General features: G+C 59.5%; 16 protein-coding genes. 5 read left to right on the top strand and 11 right to left on the bottom strand.

Going from position 1 to position 17,427, the window contains the following annotated elements; genetic code table 11:
• From BMZ42_RS09180 to BMZ42_RS09150, 7 genes are all read right to left on the bottom strand, one after another.
• A complete protein-coding gene (locus tag BMZ42_RS09180) occupies positions 1-819 on the bottom strand; it encodes an ABC transporter ATP-binding protein (RefSeq protein WP_244523214.1) in 819 nt (272 codons plus the stop codon).
• Entirely contained in the window at positions 816-1,601 is a 786-nt protein-coding gene (locus BMZ42_RS09175) for an ABC transporter ATP-binding protein (RefSeq protein ID WP_091521324.1), read from the bottom strand. The genes BMZ42_RS09180 and BMZ42_RS09175 overlap by 4 nt, the downstream gene beginning before the upstream one ends.
• Entirely contained in the window at positions 1,598-2,698 is a 1,101-nt protein-coding gene (locus tag BMZ42_RS09170) for a branched-chain amino acid ABC transporter permease (RefSeq protein WP_091521322.1), read from the bottom strand. The genes BMZ42_RS09175 and BMZ42_RS09170 overlap by 4 nt, the downstream gene beginning before the upstream one ends.
• Before the next feature lie 6 nt (positions 2,699-2,704).
• On the bottom strand, positions 2,705-3,580 hold the full coding sequence (locus BMZ42_RS09165; protein ID WP_091521319.1) for a branched-chain amino acid ABC transporter permease: 876 nt from the start codon (positions 3,578-3,580) through the stop codon (positions 2,705-2,707).
• Positions 3,581-3,686: 106 nt separating this feature from the next.
• Positions 3,687-4,721: an alcohol dehydrogenase catalytic domain-containing protein gene (locus tag BMZ42_RS09160; RefSeq protein WP_091521316.1), complete on the bottom strand. Its 1,035-nt coding sequence runs from the start codon at positions 4,719-4,721 to the stop codon at positions 3,687-3,689.
• 45 nt (positions 4,722-4,766) lie between these two features.
• Positions 4,767-6,017, bottom strand: coding sequence for an acyl-CoA dehydrogenase family protein (locus BMZ42_RS09155; RefSeq protein ID WP_091521313.1), 1,251 nt, complete (start codon positions 6,015-6,017; stop codon positions 4,767-4,769).
• A complete protein-coding gene (locus BMZ42_RS09150; RefSeq protein ID WP_175556677.1) occupies positions 6,014-6,634 on the bottom strand; it encodes a TetR/AcrR family transcriptional regulator in 621 nt (206 codons plus the stop codon). The genes BMZ42_RS09155 and BMZ42_RS09150 overlap by 4 nt, the downstream gene beginning before the upstream one ends.
• Before the next feature lie 185 nt (positions 6,635-6,819).
• Here BMZ42_RS09150 and BMZ42_RS09145 point away from each other — a divergent pair, with 185 nt between their 5' ends.
• From BMZ42_RS09145 to BMZ42_RS09130, 4 genes are read left to right on the top strand one after another with little or no spacing between them, the layout of a single operon-like run.
• A complete protein-coding gene (locus BMZ42_RS09145) occupies positions 6,820-7,635 on the top strand; it encodes an SDR family oxidoreductase (RefSeq protein WP_091521307.1) in 816 nt (271 codons plus the stop codon).
• 13 nt (positions 7,636-7,648) lie between these two features.
• Positions 7,649-8,140 carry a MaoC family dehydratase gene (locus BMZ42_RS09140; RefSeq protein WP_091521305.1) on the top strand — a complete coding sequence of 164 codons (492 nt, stop codon included), beginning with the start codon at positions 7,649-7,651 and terminating at the stop codon, positions 8,138-8,140.
• Entirely contained in the window at positions 8,137-9,171 is a 1,035-nt protein-coding gene (locus BMZ42_RS09135; protein ID WP_091521303.1) for a phosphotransferase family protein, read from the top strand. The genes BMZ42_RS09140 and BMZ42_RS09135 overlap by 4 nt, the downstream gene beginning before the upstream one ends.
• A gap of 58 nt (positions 9,172-9,229) precedes the next feature.
• The gene (locus BMZ42_RS09130) at positions 9,230-10,006 is read left to right on the top strand and encodes an SDR family NAD(P)-dependent oxidoreductase (protein ID WP_091521300.1); all 777 of its coding nucleotides are present in this window, start codon (positions 9,230-9,232) and stop codon (positions 10,004-10,006) included.
• 40 nt (positions 10,007-10,046) lie between these two features.
• Here BMZ42_RS09130 and BMZ42_RS09125 read toward each other — a convergent pair whose 3' ends face one another.
• Positions 10,047-10,745: an HAD family hydrolase gene (locus tag BMZ42_RS09125; RefSeq protein ID WP_091521297.1), complete on the bottom strand. Its 699-nt coding sequence runs from the start codon at positions 10,743-10,745 to the stop codon at positions 10,047-10,049.
• Positions 10,746-10,871: 126 nt separating this feature from the next.
• On the opposite strand from BMZ42_RS09125, the gene BMZ42_RS09120 reads away from it, so the two are divergent.
• Complete coding sequence (locus BMZ42_RS09120; protein WP_244523213.1) at positions 10,872-13,604, top strand: bifunctional diguanylate cyclase/phosphodiesterase; 2,733 nt, start codon at positions 10,872-10,874, stop codon at positions 13,602-13,604.
• On the opposite strand, the gene BMZ42_RS09115 is transcribed toward BMZ42_RS09120, so the two are convergent.
• From BMZ42_RS09115 to BMZ42_RS09105, 3 genes are read right to left on the bottom strand one after another with little or no spacing between them, the layout of a single operon-like run.
• A complete protein-coding gene (locus BMZ42_RS09115; protein ID WP_091521293.1) occupies positions 13,553-14,110 on the bottom strand; it encodes a sarcosine oxidase subunit gamma in 558 nt (185 codons plus the stop codon). The two genes, BMZ42_RS09120 and BMZ42_RS09115, sit on opposite strands and share 52 nt — an antisense overlap.
• Positions 14,103-17,099, bottom strand: coding sequence for a sarcosine oxidase subunit alpha (locus BMZ42_RS09110; RefSeq protein ID WP_091521290.1), 2,997 nt, complete (start codon positions 17,097-17,099; stop codon positions 14,103-14,105). The genes BMZ42_RS09115 and BMZ42_RS09110 overlap by 8 nt, the downstream gene beginning before the upstream one ends.
• Positions 17,096-17,389, bottom strand: a complete 294-nt coding sequence (locus tag BMZ42_RS09105; RefSeq protein ID WP_091521288.1) for a sarcosine oxidase subunit delta — start codon at positions 17,387-17,389, stop codon at positions 17,096-17,098. Before BMZ42_RS09105 ends, BMZ42_RS09110 begins: the two co-directional genes overlap by 4 nt.
• Positions 17,390-17,427: the final 38 nt, after the last annotated feature.

The following is a 17,427-nucleotide window of genomic DNA, read 5'->3' as shown; positions in this document are numbered from 1 at the left end:
TCATCGCCATGTCTTCTTCTGCTTCCAGCGTTTCTGGCCGCGCTGGCTCTCCTCTGCCTGCATGCCCAGATAGAACTCCTGCACATCCTTGGACTGCAACAGGCGCTCGGCCGAATCCGCCATCACGATCCGCCCGAGTTCCATGACATAGCCATAGTCGGCCACCTCCAGCGCCACCTTGGCGTTCTGTTCGACCAGCATCATCGTCACGCCCTGCTCGCGGTTGAGACGCCTGATGATCTGGAATATTTCCTTCACCAGCAGCGGCGACAATCCCAGTGATGGTTCATCCAGAAGCATCACTTTGGGCTGGGCCATCAAACCCCGTCCGATCGCCAGCATCTGTTGCTGTCCACCGGAGAGCGTTCCGGCGGCCTGATGACGACGCTCCGCCAGGATCGGGAAATAGGAAAACACCATTTCTTCATCCCGCTTGATGCCAGCATTGTCCGAGCGAATAAACGCTCCCATGCGCAGGTTTTCCTCCACCGTCAGCAAAGGAAAAACTTCCCGCCCTTCCGGAACATGCACAATGCCGGCTCGCACAACCTTGTCGGGGCTGGCCCCTGCAATGTTGTTGCCGCCATAGATGATCTGGCCCTTCTCCGGGTCCATGACGCCGGAGATCGTCTTCATCAACGTGGTCTTGCCGGCGCCATTCGCGCCGAGCAAGGAAACGATCTGCCCTTTGCGCACTTCCAGACTGACGCCGCGGATCGCCATGATCGGTCCGTAATAGCTTTCGATATTTCGGACCGAAAGCACCACATCATCCGCCATGGCAGGCGCCGCCGAACCTTTCATCGCCACGACGCTCATGCCGAAACCTCCGCATTTTGGTCCGATGCGCCAATATAGGCTTCAATCACACGAGGATCGTTCTGCACCTCGTGAGGCTTGCCCAGCGACAGCATCTTGCCATCGGCCAGCGCCAGCACGCGATCGGAAACCGAAGACACCAGATGCATGTCATGCTCCACCATGATGACGGTGATGCCCATCTGCTTCTTGATATCTTCAACCCAGAAAGCAACGTCCTGCGTCTCCTCCACCGACAAGCCGGAAGCGGGCTCGTCAAGCAACAAAAGTCGCGGCTCGATCGCCAGCGCACGCCCCATCTCGACGACCTTGCGCACGCCGTAGGGAAGTCCCGCAATGTACTTTTCGCGATAGGCCTGCAGGTCGAGAAAATCGATGACCTTTTCGATTGCGGCGCGATGTCGTCGCTCTTCCGTGCGCACATATGGCGTGAACAAAAGTTCACTCCACATATTGCTCTTGCGGTGTCGGTGACGCCCCACCAGCAGGTTCTGCATCACCGTCGCCTGCTCGAACAATTCAATGTTCTGGAAGGTACGCGCGATACCCAATGGTGCAATCTCGTGCGGCGCCTTGTCGAGAATCGACTTGCCGTCAAAGCGGATGTCACCTTCTGCCGGATTGTAGATGCGCGAGATCAGGTTGAACAATGTCGACTTGCCTGCCCCGTTCGGGCCGACGAGTGCAAATACCTCTCCCTCTTCGACGTTGAATGAGACCTGATTGACGGCAGTGACACCACCAAACCGCAGGGTGACATTATCGATTTCAAGGAGACTCATCGCATCCGCTCCGTCTTTAGATAGGATTTCTGACGGCGGAACATGTCACGCCGATAGAACGGAAACAGTTCGAAGAATGTCCGGATCTTGAACCACCTTCCATAGATACCCTGGGGCTCGAACAGGATGAACGCGATCAGGATTGCGCCAAACACCGCCGCTTCCAGCCCCGGTATGGCGATGGTTCCGCCACCCATGACCTTTCCGAGAAGGTCGCGGCTGATAGCGATCGCCTGCGGCAACAAGGCGACCACAGCTGCCCCGAAGAACGCGCCGTGAATGGTCCCAAGCCCGCCGATGACAACTGCCAGCAGCAACTGGATCGACAGGATGACGTTGAACGTCTCGTTGTTGAAGATGCCGGCGTAGTGCCCGATCAGCGCACCAGCGAGACCTGTGATACCCGCCGAGATACCGAACGCGATCGCCTTGGTGCGCGCGACATTCACACCCATCGCCTGCGCCGAAATCTCCGAGTCGCGGATCGCGGCAAACGAACGTCCAAGTGGCGAGCGCTGGATATTACGGTACACCAGCACGACGGCGACGGTGATCGCAAGGATCAGCAAATAAAGTCGGATCGGATTGCCGTAACGATTGAAGCCGTAACCGAAAATCTGGATGTCCGGCGCAAACAATCCCATGACGCCATTTGTGAGCGGTGTGGCAAGCACGATCAGGTCGTCGGTCAAAATTGCGAGCGCAAGCGTTCCGATTGCAAGATAAACGCCGTGCAGCCTTGTCATCGGCCTTGCAATCAACGCGCCCGCGACCCCTGCTATCAGGCCCGCCAGAGGGAAGGAGAGGATGAACGGCAAGCCAAGACGCTCCTGAAGCAGAACGTTGGCGTAACAGCCGACCGCGAGAAATGCCGCGTGCCCAAGACTGGGCTGGCCGGTTTGCCCCACCAGCAACATCAGCCCCATGCAGGCGATTGACCAGATCAACAGATTGGTCATCTCGCCAAGCGCGAACTCACTCAGGACGAACGGCAGCAGCAGAGCTGCCACGAGAAGCAGGATATACCAATTGCGCTGGGCACCATGCTTGAAGAGATCAATGTCCGCGTCATAGGACGTTTTGAAAACTGTTCTCATGACAGATCACACCTTCTTCTGATGGACCTGGGCAAGAATGCCGTGAGGTCGGAAGATGAGGATCACGAACAGCAGCAGATACGGCATGATTTGTGCGTAGCCAGCAGCAATGTATCGCGACGCGAAGGGTTCGATGAGCCCGACGATAACCCCGCCCAGCAAAGCGCCGGGGAGCGAACCGAAGCCGCCGATGACCGCTGCGGCAAAGGATTTGATACCGAGCAGGCCAATGGAAGGATCGATTGACCCCTTCGATGCGAACAGGATCCCCGCCACAGCCGCGACCATTCCCGCCAAGGCCCAGATCAGCGACTGTATCCGCTTGACCGGAATGCCCATGTAATAGGCGGCGAGCTGGTTCTGCGATGAGGCCTGCATCGCCACTCCGAGCTTGGTACGATTAAAATAGAAGTAGAGCGCGATCGTCATGGCAAGTGTAACGCCGATGACCATGATCTCGTCCATCCCCAGAACGACGCCGCCAAGGCGAATATCCTTGCCAGCAATCGGCGATGCGAGGGAAATCGGCTCATGCCCCCAGATCAGGCCGGCAACAAACCGCAATACAAAGCCCAAAGCGATTGTGAGGATGATGACAGCGATCTGACTCTGGCCCGACATCCGGCGCAACACAACCAGATCAAGCGCGTAGCCGAAGACACCCATGATGGCGATGGCAACCGGAACGGAAACCCAGAACGGCAATCCCATGAACTGAGGATTGGTGAGCCCGAGGCAAATGAAGGCGCCGAGCATCATGAAATCGCCCTGAGCGAAATTCACCGCTTCCGTAGCCTTGTAGATCAGCACGAAACCCATGGCGACCAGTCCGTAGACACAGCCATTGGCAAGCCCGCTGACAAGCAGCTGCAAGACGTCCAAAGTTGTTCCTCCTCTACAAGCCACGACCAAATGTATAGTCGCGGAGAATTCTGTATCCTTGTCCGGAAAGGCTCCTCTCCTCAAAGAAGCCTTCCATCACTCTATTTCATGGCTTAATGAACACTTTTCCGTTCGGCTTGGCCAGTTCTTCAGAGACACGCAACACCGCTTCTTCAAGCGGTACGATCGCCGTCACGTCAGTTGCCCAGCGCCCATCGGAAAAACGCTTCTGCGCTTCTATTGCAGCCGCGGCGCGGCGTTCGGGTCCAACGCTGCGCATCCACTCCGTCAACCAGAAGCCTTCGATCTTCTTGTGCATGAAGATCATCTGTCCGGGCTCCGGGATGACCGTCTGCACCGCGTCGAGACGGCCATAGACAATCCATCTGGCGCGCTTGCCCATTGCACTGAAGATCGCCCCCGCCAATGGGCCGGTTACGGCGTCCAGCAAGATACGCGGCTTCTCGACCTTCAGCACCTCCGCCAGCTTTTGCTTGAAGTCCGGAGCCTCCGCATTGAGCACATGGGCAGCTCCCATCCCTTCAAGCAAAGCAATCTGATCGTCGCGACGAACGATTGCAATCGGGCGATAACCCTCGTCTTTCGCAACTCCGATAATCAGTTTGCAAAGCTGGCTCGCGCCAGCGGTCAGGATGAAAGCTTTTTCACCCTCGTCCTTGACGAGGCCGAACATGGCAATTGCCGTCAAGGGATTGACGATCATTGCAGCCGCATCCTCGTCGCGCACCGTATCGAGAAGCGGTATGCATGCCGCCGCCTCGGCGACTGCATACTCGGCCCAGCTGCCCCAATTGGTAAGCCCCGTCGCAAAAGCGATCCGCTTGCCAATCAGACCTTCGGCATCCGGCCCGGCGGCAACAACCTCTCCGACACCCTCAAACCCGGCCGGTCGGCCCAGCGCGCGTGGCTGGCCATACATTCCCTTGATGAACATGACATCCGAAGGGTTGATCGACGCCAGTGCGACCTTGATCAAGACCTCGCTACCCTTCGGGCTCGGCACCTCGATCGTGCCTTCTTCCACATAAGGCGCCATGGCTTCCAGCACAGTTCCAGAAGGAACCTTCGCATAGCCATCATTCTGCAACAACAGCGCTTTCATGGTGGACGGTATCGTCATGACGGGAGCTTCCTTTCGCCAGAACAGGCCAAACGACAGGCACTCTCAGATCTTCTGCTGAGTATATTTCTTCAGTTCTTCACGGGCGACCTGACGGCGGTGCACCGCGTCAGGTCCATCGGCAAAACGCAGGGTCCGCAGATTTGTCCAGGCCCGCGCCAGCGAAGTATCCTGGCTGATGCCCTGCGCGCCATACATCTGGATCGCTTCATCAGTGACCTTCAGCGCCATGCGCGGTGCCACCACCTTGATCTGGCTGATCCATGGCGCGGCGGCCTTTTTGTCGCCCTGGTCCATCATCCACGCCGCCTTGAGGCAAAGCAGGCGTGCCATCTCGATCTCCATGCGGCATTCAGCGATGATGTCGTAATTCGCACCAAGCTGGGCCAATGGCTTGCCAAAAGCCTCACGACGCAGTGCACGGGTGCACATCAGCTCGAGCGCCCGCTCCGCCTGACCCACCGCGCGCATACAATGATGGATCCGCCCCGGTCCGAGCCTGCCCTGCGCGATCTCGAAGCCCTTGCCTTCGCCGACAATCATGTTCTCAACCGGAACACGCACATCGTCGAATTTCATATGCAGATGCCCGTGCGGCGCATCATCCTGTCCATAGATTTCCATGGCGCGCAGCTTGGTGATGCCGGGCGTATCAGCTGGCACCAGGATCATTGAATGCTGTTCGTGTCGACCACGGCTGGCATCAGGTGTCTTCACCATGGTGATGTAGATCTTGCAGCGCGGGTCGCCTGCGCCCGACGACCACCATTTCTCACCATTCAGCACGTAATGGTCACCGTCACGCTCGCAGCGCATCGAAATGTTGGTGGCGTCCGACGACGCAACGTCCGGCTCGGTCATCAGAAACGCCGAGCGGATCTGCCCCTCCAGCAAAGGCGCCAGCCATTGCTGCTTTTGCGCCTCGGTGCCGTAGCGCTCGAAAACTTCCATATTGCCGGTGTCGGGAGCAGAACAGTTGAAGGTTTCCGCCCCCAGATGCGCCTTGCCCATCTCTTCCGCCAGATAGGCATATTCAACGGTGGAAAGGCCGTAACCGCGCCTGGAATCTGTCAGCCAGAAGTTCCAAAGCCCACGCTCGCGCGCCTTCGCCTTCAATCCGTCGAGGATTTCCAGCTGCCGCGCAGTGTGGGTCCAACGGTCACCGTTTTTGCCAACCTCTGACAGAAACTCCTCATCGAGCGGGATGATCTCATCGCGCACCATTGTCGCGACCTTCTCATGAATCGGCTTCAGCCGCTCCGTCATGCCGAGGTTCATTTCCGGGTTGGTCGTCATGGTCGCTTGCCCTTTTCCTCGCCACCCAGCCCGCGATAGGCTGCGGTGACAACTTGCGCCGCAAGATATTCAATGTCAGCGCGCGTTTCGCCCGCGCGGGGGGCGTACCAGAAGATCGGCGAATTCAGCGTCACAAACATCAACTGATTGGTGATGCTCAGATCGTCGAAGTGGAAATCTCCATCCTGCCGCCCCTGGATGATCGCCTCGCGAAAAACATTCGCGTATTCTGTCCGGTAGTTCAGTAATTCTTCAAAAACACTCCGCTGCTCAGGCGTCGTTGCGCCCCGCAGATGCATCTTCACCCCGACCCAGACCGTCCGCTGATAAGGCTTGGTCACGACCATCTGGACAGCGTGCGCAAATGCCATCTTTTGCCATCGCAGCGCTGCGGGTCCGCCCATGTTCCGAAACGGCTCGATCGCCGCATAGTTCATGTCCATGCCAATGCGGAACACTTCGGCAAAGATGTCGGCCTTCGAGCGATAGTGATGATAAATTCGGCCCTTGGTAGCTCCCAGACTACGCGCGACATCGTCAATGGACGTCTCTGTATAACCGCGCTCCATGAAACAATTGGCAGCAGCATCCAGAATGTCCCCGCGGGAACTTTCCATACTCTGATCGCGCAGACCGGAAGCCATCAAGCTTATTCTCACTCCCCTGCCATTAGTTTTTGACTGATCGGTGTGCCCCGATCCTTATTCATCTTTACGGCTGCTCAAATGATGAACATACTACCCGGTATGTTGTCAACGCGGCTCACGACAAATCATCGTAAGCCCGAACGAGCGGGGGAACCATGTCCTACCTGGATGAGCTTTTTTCTGTAGCGGGCAAGACCGCCCTGGTCACCGGCGGCGCGACGGGAATTGGGCGCATGGCAGCGACCTCATTGGTGATGGGCGGAGCGCATGTCTTCATCGCGTCGCGCAAGGGCGCCGATTGCGTTGCCGTTGCAAGCGAGATCAACGAGCTGGGCGGCGGCGGCAAGGCAGAAGGCTTCGCGGGGGATGTCTCGACCGAAGAAGGTATCGCGGCAATGGTTGCCGAGGTGCGCGCACGCACCGACAAGCTGAATATCCTCATCAACAATGCGGGGCTAACCTGGGGTGCTGATTTCGCCGAATTCCCCTACGCCGCATGGGAAAAGGTCATGCGGGTCAACGTCACCGGTCTGTTCCACCTGACACGCGAATTGACGCCTCTTCTCGAACAAGCGGCCAGCGACGACGACCCTGCCCGCATCATCAATCTCGGTTCGGTCATGGGCACTCAGCCGCTGGCTGACGGCGCCTATTCCTACACCGCATCGAAGGCCGCAGTGCATCACCTGACCCGCACGCTCGCCAATGAATTTGCCGAACGCCGCATCACGGTGAATGCCTTTGCCCCCGGCCCTTTCCAGAGCCGCATGACTGCGTTCGCTACCGGCACGGACGACCAGGCCAACCGGATTGGCGAACGTGTTCCGCTTGGACGCATCGGCGAGCCGGATGACATCGCTGGCGCAACCCTCTATCTGTGCTCTCGGGCAGGCCGCTACGTGACTGGCGCGATCCTCCCGCTGGACGGCGGACAGTCGGCTCAGCATGGTATGTCCCTGTTCAAGGATTGAAGAAGCGAACCCCATGAGCAACAGTGTATTGGCACCCGTCTCCCTCGATGACGTGATGAAAGCGGTTGGGCAGGAAGTTGGGGTATCACCCTGGCGTGTCGTCTCGCAGGAGATGATCGACAAGTTCGCCGACGCCACCGACGATCACCAGTTCATCCATGTCGATCCGGTGCGTGCTGCTGCTGAATCACCATTCGGAGGCACGATCGCCCACGGCTTCCTCTCACTGTCACTGCTCTCGACCCTGGCCTTTCAGACCATCGCGCCGCTGGAAGGCGCAGGCATGGGCGTCAACTACGGCTTCGACAAGGTGAGGTTTGTTGCCCCGGTCAAAGCCGGGGCCCGCATTCGCGGCAGGTTCAAGCTGGCTGAGGTGACAGCGCGCCCTTCGGGCTGGGTGCACGTCAACTACGATGTCACTGTTGAAATCGAAGATTCGATCAAGCCGGCCTTCACCGCGCGCTGGCTGACATTGGCGGTAATGGACAAGAAGGAGGACGCATGACGGACGCCAACGCGCTGGATCTGGAAGCGCTCTCCCCTTATCTGGAAGCTCACGTTCCCGGCTTTCAGGGACTTCAGTCCATTCACAAGTTCAATGTCGGTCAGTCAAACCCGACCTATCGCGTAGAGGCTGCTAGCGGACGCTACGTCCTGCGTGCCAAGCCGCCTGGTGAATTGCTGAAATCAGCCCATCAAGTGGACCGTGAATTCCGCGTGATGAAGGCGCTGAAGGGGTCGGCGGTGCCGGTGCCGGAGATGTTGCATCTTTCCGATGAAGACTCTCCGATCGGCCGCATGTTCTACGTGATGAGCCTGATCGAAGGACGCATCTTCTGGGACCCTGCCCTTCCCGAGCTTTCATCCAACGCAGAGCGCACCGCAGCCAGCGACGCAATGAATCGGGTTCTGGCTGCGTTGCACGACGTCGACATCGACCAAGCCGGACTTTCAGACTTTGGACGGCCAGGCAATTATTTCGAGCGCCAGTTGACCCGATGGTCCAGCCAGTATCGCGCCTCCGAAACTGACCGGATCGACGATATGGAACGGCTCATCGCCTGGCTGGAAAAAAGCCTGGTCCCTGATGACGGCATCGTTTCCCTTGTCCACGGTGACTACCGGCTCGACAATCTGATATTCGCACCTGATCGGCCCGACGTGATTGCCGTCCTTGATTGGGAACTGTCTACACTCGGGCACCCATTCGCCGATCTGGCCTACCAGTGCATGCAGTGGCGTCTTCCGCATTCATCCGGCTTCCGCGGCCTCGGTGGCATCGATCGCGCTGCTGCGGGACTGCCAAGTGAAGACGACTATGTGGCCCGCTACTGCGCACGCCGCGGACTGGACGGCATCGATAACTGGGTTTTCTATCTCGCATTTTCTTTCTTCAGGCTGGCGGCGATCTGTCAGGGCGTTTACAAACGCGCACTCGACGGCAACGCTTCCAATCCGGAAAAGGCAAAGAGCTTCGGCCAGGCAGTGCGCCTGCTGGCAAATCTGGCAGGGCAGGCAATCGACGCCGGCAAATAGGACGAACATCGGGACTGCATCATCGGCGCGCGCCCCGGCAGGTACAGGAAAAGGCAGAATGCGGAAATTCGAAGGGTTGACGGTCCTCGTCACGGGAGCGTCAGGCGGATTTGGTCGGCGTGCCGCTGAACGGTTTGCTGCGCAGGGCGCACGTCTTGTGCTGTCCGATCTTGATGAAGACCGTCTGCGGCAGACAGCCGACGCGCTTGACGCTGAATGCGCCATCCTTGCAGGCGACATCTCGAATGAGCAATTGTCCAAGGATCTGGTTGCGCTGGCCATCGCCCGCTTTGGCAGGCTCGATGTTGCGCTCAACAATGCCGGCATCGTGCACGAGATGTCGAAGCTGCCGCGAGTTCCTGCCGATGTCGTGCGCAAAGTGATCGAAGTCGATCTGATCGGCATGATTTTCGCGATGCAGTACCAATTGCCAGCCATGGAACGGCAATTTCGCAGCAACGGCTCACGCAGCTCTATTGTCAACATCGCGTCCGTTGCCGGCATAGCCGGCGCGCCACGACTTGCGGTCTATTCCGCCGCCAAACATGGCGTTGTCGGCCTGACGCGCTCGGCCGCTGCCGAATATGCCACGAAAGGCATCCGCATTAATGCCGTTTGCCCTTCGTTTGCACGCACGCCCATGGTGACAGACAGCATGCGCGGTACGCCGGAAGAATGCAGCACCGCGGAAATCGAACTGACGCGCGGCGTCCCAATGAAACGCCTGGCAGAGGTGGACGAAGTCGTGGAAGTGATCCTGTTTGCAGCCGACCCGGCCAACAGTTTCATGACCGGCCAGACCCTCGCAGCTGACGGTGGCATAACCGCAGTCTAAACGCGATGGGCATTTCCGGACGCGACTGCAGAGCATTGCCCTACAATGTGGCGAGCAGTGCTTGCAGATCTCCGATGTGATCCAGGTGCCGGTAGCGCGGATGCCCCTCCGGAGCGTCGACGTGCTCATATGACCATGTCAGGGCGTGTGGCACATAGACACCCCAGCTTCCGGCCTCGATTGCCGGCGCAACATCGGATTTCAGCGAATTTCCGACCATCATCGCGCGCTCCGCGCCATCGCCGTGCCGGGCGAAGACGCTGGTATATGTGTTCATGGTCTTGTCGCTGACGATCTCGACACCGTCGAAAAAGTCCCCCAGACCCGATTGCGCCAACTTGCGCTCCTGGTCGAACAGATCCCCCTTGGTAATCAGGACCAAGCGAAAATGACCCGACAGCGCCGCCAGGGTCTCTTGCACATGAGGCAGCGTCTCGACCGGATGGCGCAACATCTCTCGGCCAGACGCCAACAATTCATTGAGAACCGATGCCGGCACGTTGCCATCTGTCACTTCAATCGCGGTCTCGATCATCGACAACGTGAAGCCTTTTATTCCGAACCCGTAATGTCCGAGATTGCGAACCTGCGCATCGTGAAGTCTTTGCTGCAAGAGTTCCGCGTCTGCGAAGCTTCCGAGCAATTCAGCGAACTGGGCTTCCGTTGTGCGAAAGAACTGCTCGTTCTGCCAGAGCGTGTCATCGGCATCAAAGCCAATTGTCGTCAGGTTCCTGCGCATTCAAAAACTCTTTCGGGACCCCGGTTCCAGACAGATTTCTTCTCTGCCTAAATCCAAATTTAAGCTCTTCATCCTACCATCTTCAATCACTGGCTGCGTCAGCCAGAAAGGTGGGGGACCAGTTTATTGGCGCTAACGGTATTCAAGCGCAACCGAATGCTGACCGGCGTATTCCGGAAGACGAGCATTCCAGTGGCCCTTGGCATCGTGGCCATTGCCATCGCATGGACTCTCTTCGAATCCCAGCAAAGAAACGTTTATTCGCAAAGCCAGCGCGCGGAAGTCATCAGCCATGTCAGCCTGATCCGCGCAAAGCTTGAAGGCAACATCAACGGCACCATCCAGCTGATTCGTGGCCTGGTGGCGATCATCGCCACCGAGCCCGAGATGAATCAGCAGCGCTTTACCGAACTCAGCGCCAATCTGATCAATGAGCAATCTCATCTGATCAACATCGCCGCCGCCCCCAACATGGTGGTGACGCTGATTTCTCCCGTTGAAGGGAACGAGCGTTCCCTCGGCCTCAACTACCTCTTGAACGACGCCCAGCGCGGAGCGGTACTTCGCGCGCGCGACACAGGCGAAATGATCCTGGCCGGCCCGATCGACCTTGTGCAGGGCGGCCGGGCCTTTGTCGCCCGCTACCCGGTTTTCATTCAGACAGAAACTGAGCCGAACAAATTCTGGGGCATCGTCTCGGCGGTCATCGATGTTGACATGCTGTACGCCGACAGCGGCCTGACCGGAGCAGATGTCCCCGTTGCACTCGCCCTGACGGGCAGAAATGCCACCGGGGGTCGCGGTGGGCAGTTTCTTGGATCAGCCGATATTCTGACCGATGCGCCGGTGACGGCCGAAGTCATTCTCCCATCAGGTTCATGGCAGATATCCGCACGCCCCAAAGACGGCTGGCGTGTCACGCCCCCAGACATCTGGCGACTGCGCCTGCTGATGCTCGCTGTCTGTGCGCTGATCATGATCCCGACGATCCTGTCGGCCCGCCTCATCGAGGAGCGTCAGCGCAACATTGCCCGGTTGCGCGAACGCGAAACAGATCTCGAAAAGCTGTCGCGCCGCCTTCGTCTCGCGCTCGACACCTCACAGGTCGCGGTGTGGGAAATGAATGTCGGTGACACCAGTGAAGACTGGGATGCCCGCATGAATGCGCTGTACGGCTATCCTGTCGACGGCACCCGCGATTTCACGCATTGGGAAAGACGCGTTCATCCGCAGGATCTGGAACGTGCTCGCAACGAGTTTTACAATCTTTTCGGCCCTGATCGTAGTTACGCCTCGCAATTCCGCATCATGCTCGACGACGGCCAGGTCCGTCATATCCGGGCAACAGGAATCGCATACAAGGAAGGCGACGAGCCCGAACGCCTGGTCGGGGTCAACTGGGATGTCACCTCCGACGTCACCCTGCAGGAAGAACTGAAGCGCGCAAAAGACCTTGCCGAAGCCCACAACGCGGAACTTGAATCAGCAAAGGCAAGGATCGAGCACAATGCGCTGCACGATTCTCTTACGGGATTGCCAAACCGGCGCAGTCTCGATGAAATACTGACGCAGCATGCCGTGCGCTCGCACGAAACCGGCGAGATAGCGGCATTGCTTCAGATCGACCTTGATCGTTTCAAACAGATCAACGACACGCTCGGACACGTTGCAGGCGATGCAATGCTGGTCCACGCGGCAAAGGTGCTTCGTGCGACCGCAGATCCGACAGATTTCATTGCCAGGGTCGGTGGCGACGAATTTGTAATTGTTCGGATCGGTGACACGGGAAGCGAAGCGGTCACGACGGCCAACGTCGTCCGGCTCGCCGAACGCATCATCCAGAACATGCAGCTGCCGATTACCTATGAGGGCCATGAATGTCGCGTCGGCGTGTCGATCGGCATTGCGACCGATGTCGATGCTGATGCCGATTCCAGCCGGCTTCTGGTCAATGCTGACATTGCACTTTATCGCGCCAAGGATCAGGGCCGTAACGGCTACCAGTTCTTCAATGACGCGCTCGAGGCGGAAATCCTCTCGAACAAGCAGGTCGCCGACGAGCTGCTGGGCGCGCTCGATAACAACCAGTTCCTCGCGTATTACCAGCCGCAGTTTGATGCACAGACACTCGATGTCGTGGGCGTCGAAGCACTTGCGCGCTGGAACCATCCGGTCGATGGATTGCTCGCTCCCCACGCATTCATGAAGATCGCAGAAGATCTCAGCGTCGTGGCCAACATCGATCGCATCATCCTCGAACTGACGCTGAACAACTTCAATATCTGGGAACAGATGAGATTGGATATTCCCAAGGTGGCCGTCAACGTTTCAGCCCGCAGGCTGCGCGACGACGAACTGATCAAGAGCCTGCGCATGCTCAATGTCAGACCGGGAACCGTTGCGTTCGAACTCGTTGAGTCAATCTTCCTTGATGACAATGATGAGCTGACAATCGGCAATGTGGAGCAGATCAAGGAACTCGGCATCGACATCGAGATCGACGATTTCGGCACCGGCTATGCCTCCATCGTCAGTCTCATGAAGCTGAAGCCGAAGCGCCTCAAGATCGACAGGCAATTCATCGCGCCAATCACGCATTCCGCAGCCCAGCGGCAACTGGTCGAATCGATCATCGACATCGGGCGCTCGCTCGGCATCGAGGTCTTGGCGGAGGGCGTCGAAACCATGGAGCACGCCCGCATACTGCGCGAACTGGGTTGCAATGCCCTGCAAGGCTATGCATTCACCCGGCCACTCAGCGCCGAGGATCTGCCACACTTCCTGCGTGCTCAAAAGTGGCGTGCAACCTACGAAGAGGAAACGTCGCGCGCCGCCACCCGCAGAAGGCTGTCCGCATAGTCAGCGAACGATCGCCAGCATTCGATGCGGAATTCATCTTCCGCAATGCGCCACAAGACGATCTCGATCTTTCCCAGCAAGGTCCTTGAGCACGCGCCGACATGAAATGCCGTGAGCGACAAGTCCTGTGGACATCCGGCGTTGATCACATCTGCGGCGCCGCGCCCCGAAACGATGATCCCGACATTGCGATGCGAGACGTCCACCGCCGAGTGGAAGGCATCCACCTTGGCAAGTGCCGGCAGCATCTCATTGCCAGCCTGATCCAGCACCAGCCACTCGTCCGGCCCGAGCCACAGCGCAGAACGCGCTCCGTCGCTGCCTGACATCTTGGGCCGGGAGGGCAGCGCAACGCCTAGCGCTGTCGACACCGCCGCGACGCTTTCCCGTGGCGCACGAAGGGCAACGCGAAGGCACGGGTCAGCAGCCTTAATGCTGACCGTGTCACGGGCCGCACGCTTGTCGGACAGCGCTGGACGGCGAAGGGTCCCTATTGGCTCAGCCATGGAGGCGTTCTCCCGTTTCATCGAAGAAGACCGTTCCGGTCACTTCCACCTCGATCGTTCCGTTGGGCATCGGCACGAACAGCTTTTCACCCATCCGGTTGTGGCCATCCACAACCATCGCCAGCGCAATCGGGTGGCCGCAGTTTTCCGACCAGTAGCTCGAAGTCACATGCCCGATCATGGTCATCGGGACCTTCTGGTTCGGGTCTGCGACCAGATGCGCGCCCTCCTCGAGCACTGTCTTCCCATCCGGGCTCCTCAGGCCGACGAGCTGCTTGCGCCCCGCCGCGACCAGATCGGGCCGCGCCATGCCGCGTTTGCCGACAAAATCGGCCTTCTTCTTGCCGACTGCCCAGTCGAGACCGACGTCACTCGCCGTCGCCGTGCCGTCAGTATCCTGCCCGACAATGATATAGCCCTTCTCGGCCCGCAACACGTGCATCGCCTCGGTGCCGTAAGCGCACGCGCCATGCTTTTCGGCCTCAGCCCACAGGGCTTCCCAGACCGCCTGCCCGTAATCAGCCGGCACATTGACCTCGAAGCCCCGCTCGCCGGTGAACGACATCCGGAACAATCGCGTCGGCACGCCGCAAATCTTACCTTCGCGCACGGACATATGCGGCATTGCTGCGTCGGACAGATCGATGCCTTCGACCAGCGGCGCGATGATCTCCCGACTTTTCGGTCCCTGCACGGCAATCACCGCCCATTGCTCCGACACCGAGGTCAGATAGACCTTCAGATGCGGAAACTCGGTCTGGAGATAATCTTCCATGTGGTTGAGCACCCGAGCCGCGCCGCCCGTGGTCGTGGTCACATGGGAGCGGTCGGGCGCAAGCCGTCCGACAACACCGTCATCATAGATGAAGCCGTCCTCGCGCAGCATGATACCATAGCGGCACCGCCCCGGCTCCAGCTTCTGCCACGGATTGGTGTAGAGCAACTCCATGAACGAAGCCGCGTCGGGGCCGACCACCTCGATCTTGCCCAGTGTCGAGGCGTCGAACAGCCCTGCCGCTTCGCGCACCGTGCGGCATTCGCGGTTGACCGCTGCAAACATGTCCTCGCCGGCACGCGGAAAATAGCGCGCGCGCTTCCATTGGCCGACATCCTCGAACACCGCCCCTTTCGCCTCGGCCCAGGGATGGATCGCCGTGCGACGCGTTGGGTCAAACTGGTCGCCGCGTGAATAATTGGCCAGCGCCCCGAATGTCACCGGCGTATAGGGCGCGCGGAACGTCGTCAGCCCCACCGCCGGCACCGCCTTGCCCAGCATCTCGGCAGCAATCGCCAGCCCGTGCAAATTCGATGTCTTGCCCTGGTCAGTCGCCATGCCGTTGGTGGTGAAGCGCTTGACATGCTCGATTGATTGCATGCCTTCGCGCACCGCCTGACGAATGTCCTTCGCCGTCACATCGTTCTGGAAATCGACAAAGGCTTTCCCCTTGCTGTCGGCGTCGGCTCCCGGCCCGGCACCGATCATGCCGCCGCTCCAGCTTTCCGATGAAGTCGCCTTGAGTTTTGGTCCAGCTCTGCCCGTGGCAATCCCCGCCGCCTTGGCAGCCTCACGTCCCGCCTTGATTGCCTCGCTCAGAAGATCGTCGAGATCGTCCGTGCCGTTGCATGCGCCGATGCTGACACAGTCCTGCGCTCCGACGCCCGGAAGGAAACGCTTGCCGGCGTCGTCATAGGCGACCTTGCCGCGCGATTGCGAAAACAGATGCACCGAAGGCGTCCACCCGGCCGATGTCAGCAGCGCGTCAACCGGAATCGGATTGACCGCCCCGCCACCCTTGGCCTGAACGTTCATCGCGGTGACGCGCTGGCGTCCCGCCACCCCGACGACCGCACGGCCTGCATGGATCGGAATGCCAAGCGCCCGCGCCGCATCGACGCCCGGTCCTTGCGGGTTGTCGCGCAAATCGACGATGGCCGGCACATCGACCCCGGCCTGCTTGAGATCAACGGCCGCATGATAGGCGGAATCATTGGCGGTATAGATGCCGACCCGGCGGCCAACCGCAACGCCATGATGGTTGAGATAGCTGCGCCCCGCCGAGGCCAGCATGATGCCGGGCCGGTCATTGTTGGCAAACACCATGTGACGCTCGATCGCGCCGGTGGCAAGGATCACCCGTTTGGCCCGCACTTGCCACAATCGTTCACGCGGCAGATCCTGCTGCGGCTCCGCCAGATGCTCGGTCACCCGCTCGCTGAGCGCCACCATGTTCTGGGTATAATAGCCAAATGCCGTGGTGCGGGTCAGCAGGTGGACATTGTCCATCCCGCGCAGCGTCTGCACCGCCGCCTGCGCCCAGTCCCAGCCGTCCTGGCCGTCGATCCGCGTGCCGCTTTCATAGCGCAGGGCACCGGCAGGCTCAGCCTGCTCATCGACCAGCATGATGCGCGCGCCCGTCTCGGCAGCAGCCAAAGCTGCCGTGAGCCCCGCCACGCCACCGCCGACAATCAACACGTCGCAATGCGCATAACGCGCCGCGTAGTGATCCGGGTCGGCCTGATCCGGCGCAACGCCCAGACCTGCGGCGGCACGGATGTTCGGCTCGTAGAACCGTTTCCACGCCGCCTTCGGCCACATGAAGGTCTTATAGTAGAACCCGGCGCTGAACAGTGGCGACGCCAGATCGTTGATCGCCCCCACATCGAGCGCTAGCGAGGGCCAGCGGTTCTGCGACACGGCCTCCAGGCCGTCATAGAGTTCCTGCACGGTGGCGCGCACATTGGGTGTCTTGCGTGCCGCGTCGCGATGCACACCCACAAGCGCGTTCGGCTCCTCAGCACCCGCCGACAAGAAGCCGCGCGGACGGTGATATTTGAACGAACGCCCGACAAGGTGGACGCCATTGGCCAGGAGTGCTGAGGCGAGCGTATCGCCCTCCAGCCCGGCATAGTGCTTGCCATCGAACGTGAAGCGCACGGCACGCGCCGGTGTCAGCCGTCCCTTGCCGGCAATACGGTAAGGCGCGCTCATTCCTCTGCTCCTTCAAGCGTCGGCTTCGGTTCGCCCGCTTTATAGGTAGTGACAAACTTGTCGGTGATGGTGTCGCGCGCCGCGTTGAAGAACCGCGCGCAGCCATGCACATGACGCCAGCGTTCGAACACCACCCCTTTCGGGTTCTGGCGGATGAAAAGAAAGCGCTCGAACTCAGCATCGCTCATCGCGTCCATATTGGACGGGCGCACCAGATGCGCTTCGCCGGCGTGGCGGAACTCCAGTTCCGGCCGGTCTTCCTCGCAATAGGGGCAGCGGATCAGAAGCATGGTCCCATCGTCCTCAATTTTCGTGTTGGCGCTGGTGC

The organism is Aquamicrobium aerolatum DSM 21857 (assembly GCF_900113935.1).
In the GTDB taxonomy this organism is placed as follows: domain Bacteria; phylum Pseudomonadota; class Alphaproteobacteria; order Rhizobiales; family Rhizobiaceae; genus Aerobium; species Aerobium aerolatum.
Note: the sequence above shows the minus strand (reverse complement) of the source record. Positions and strands in the feature narration are given on the sequence as shown.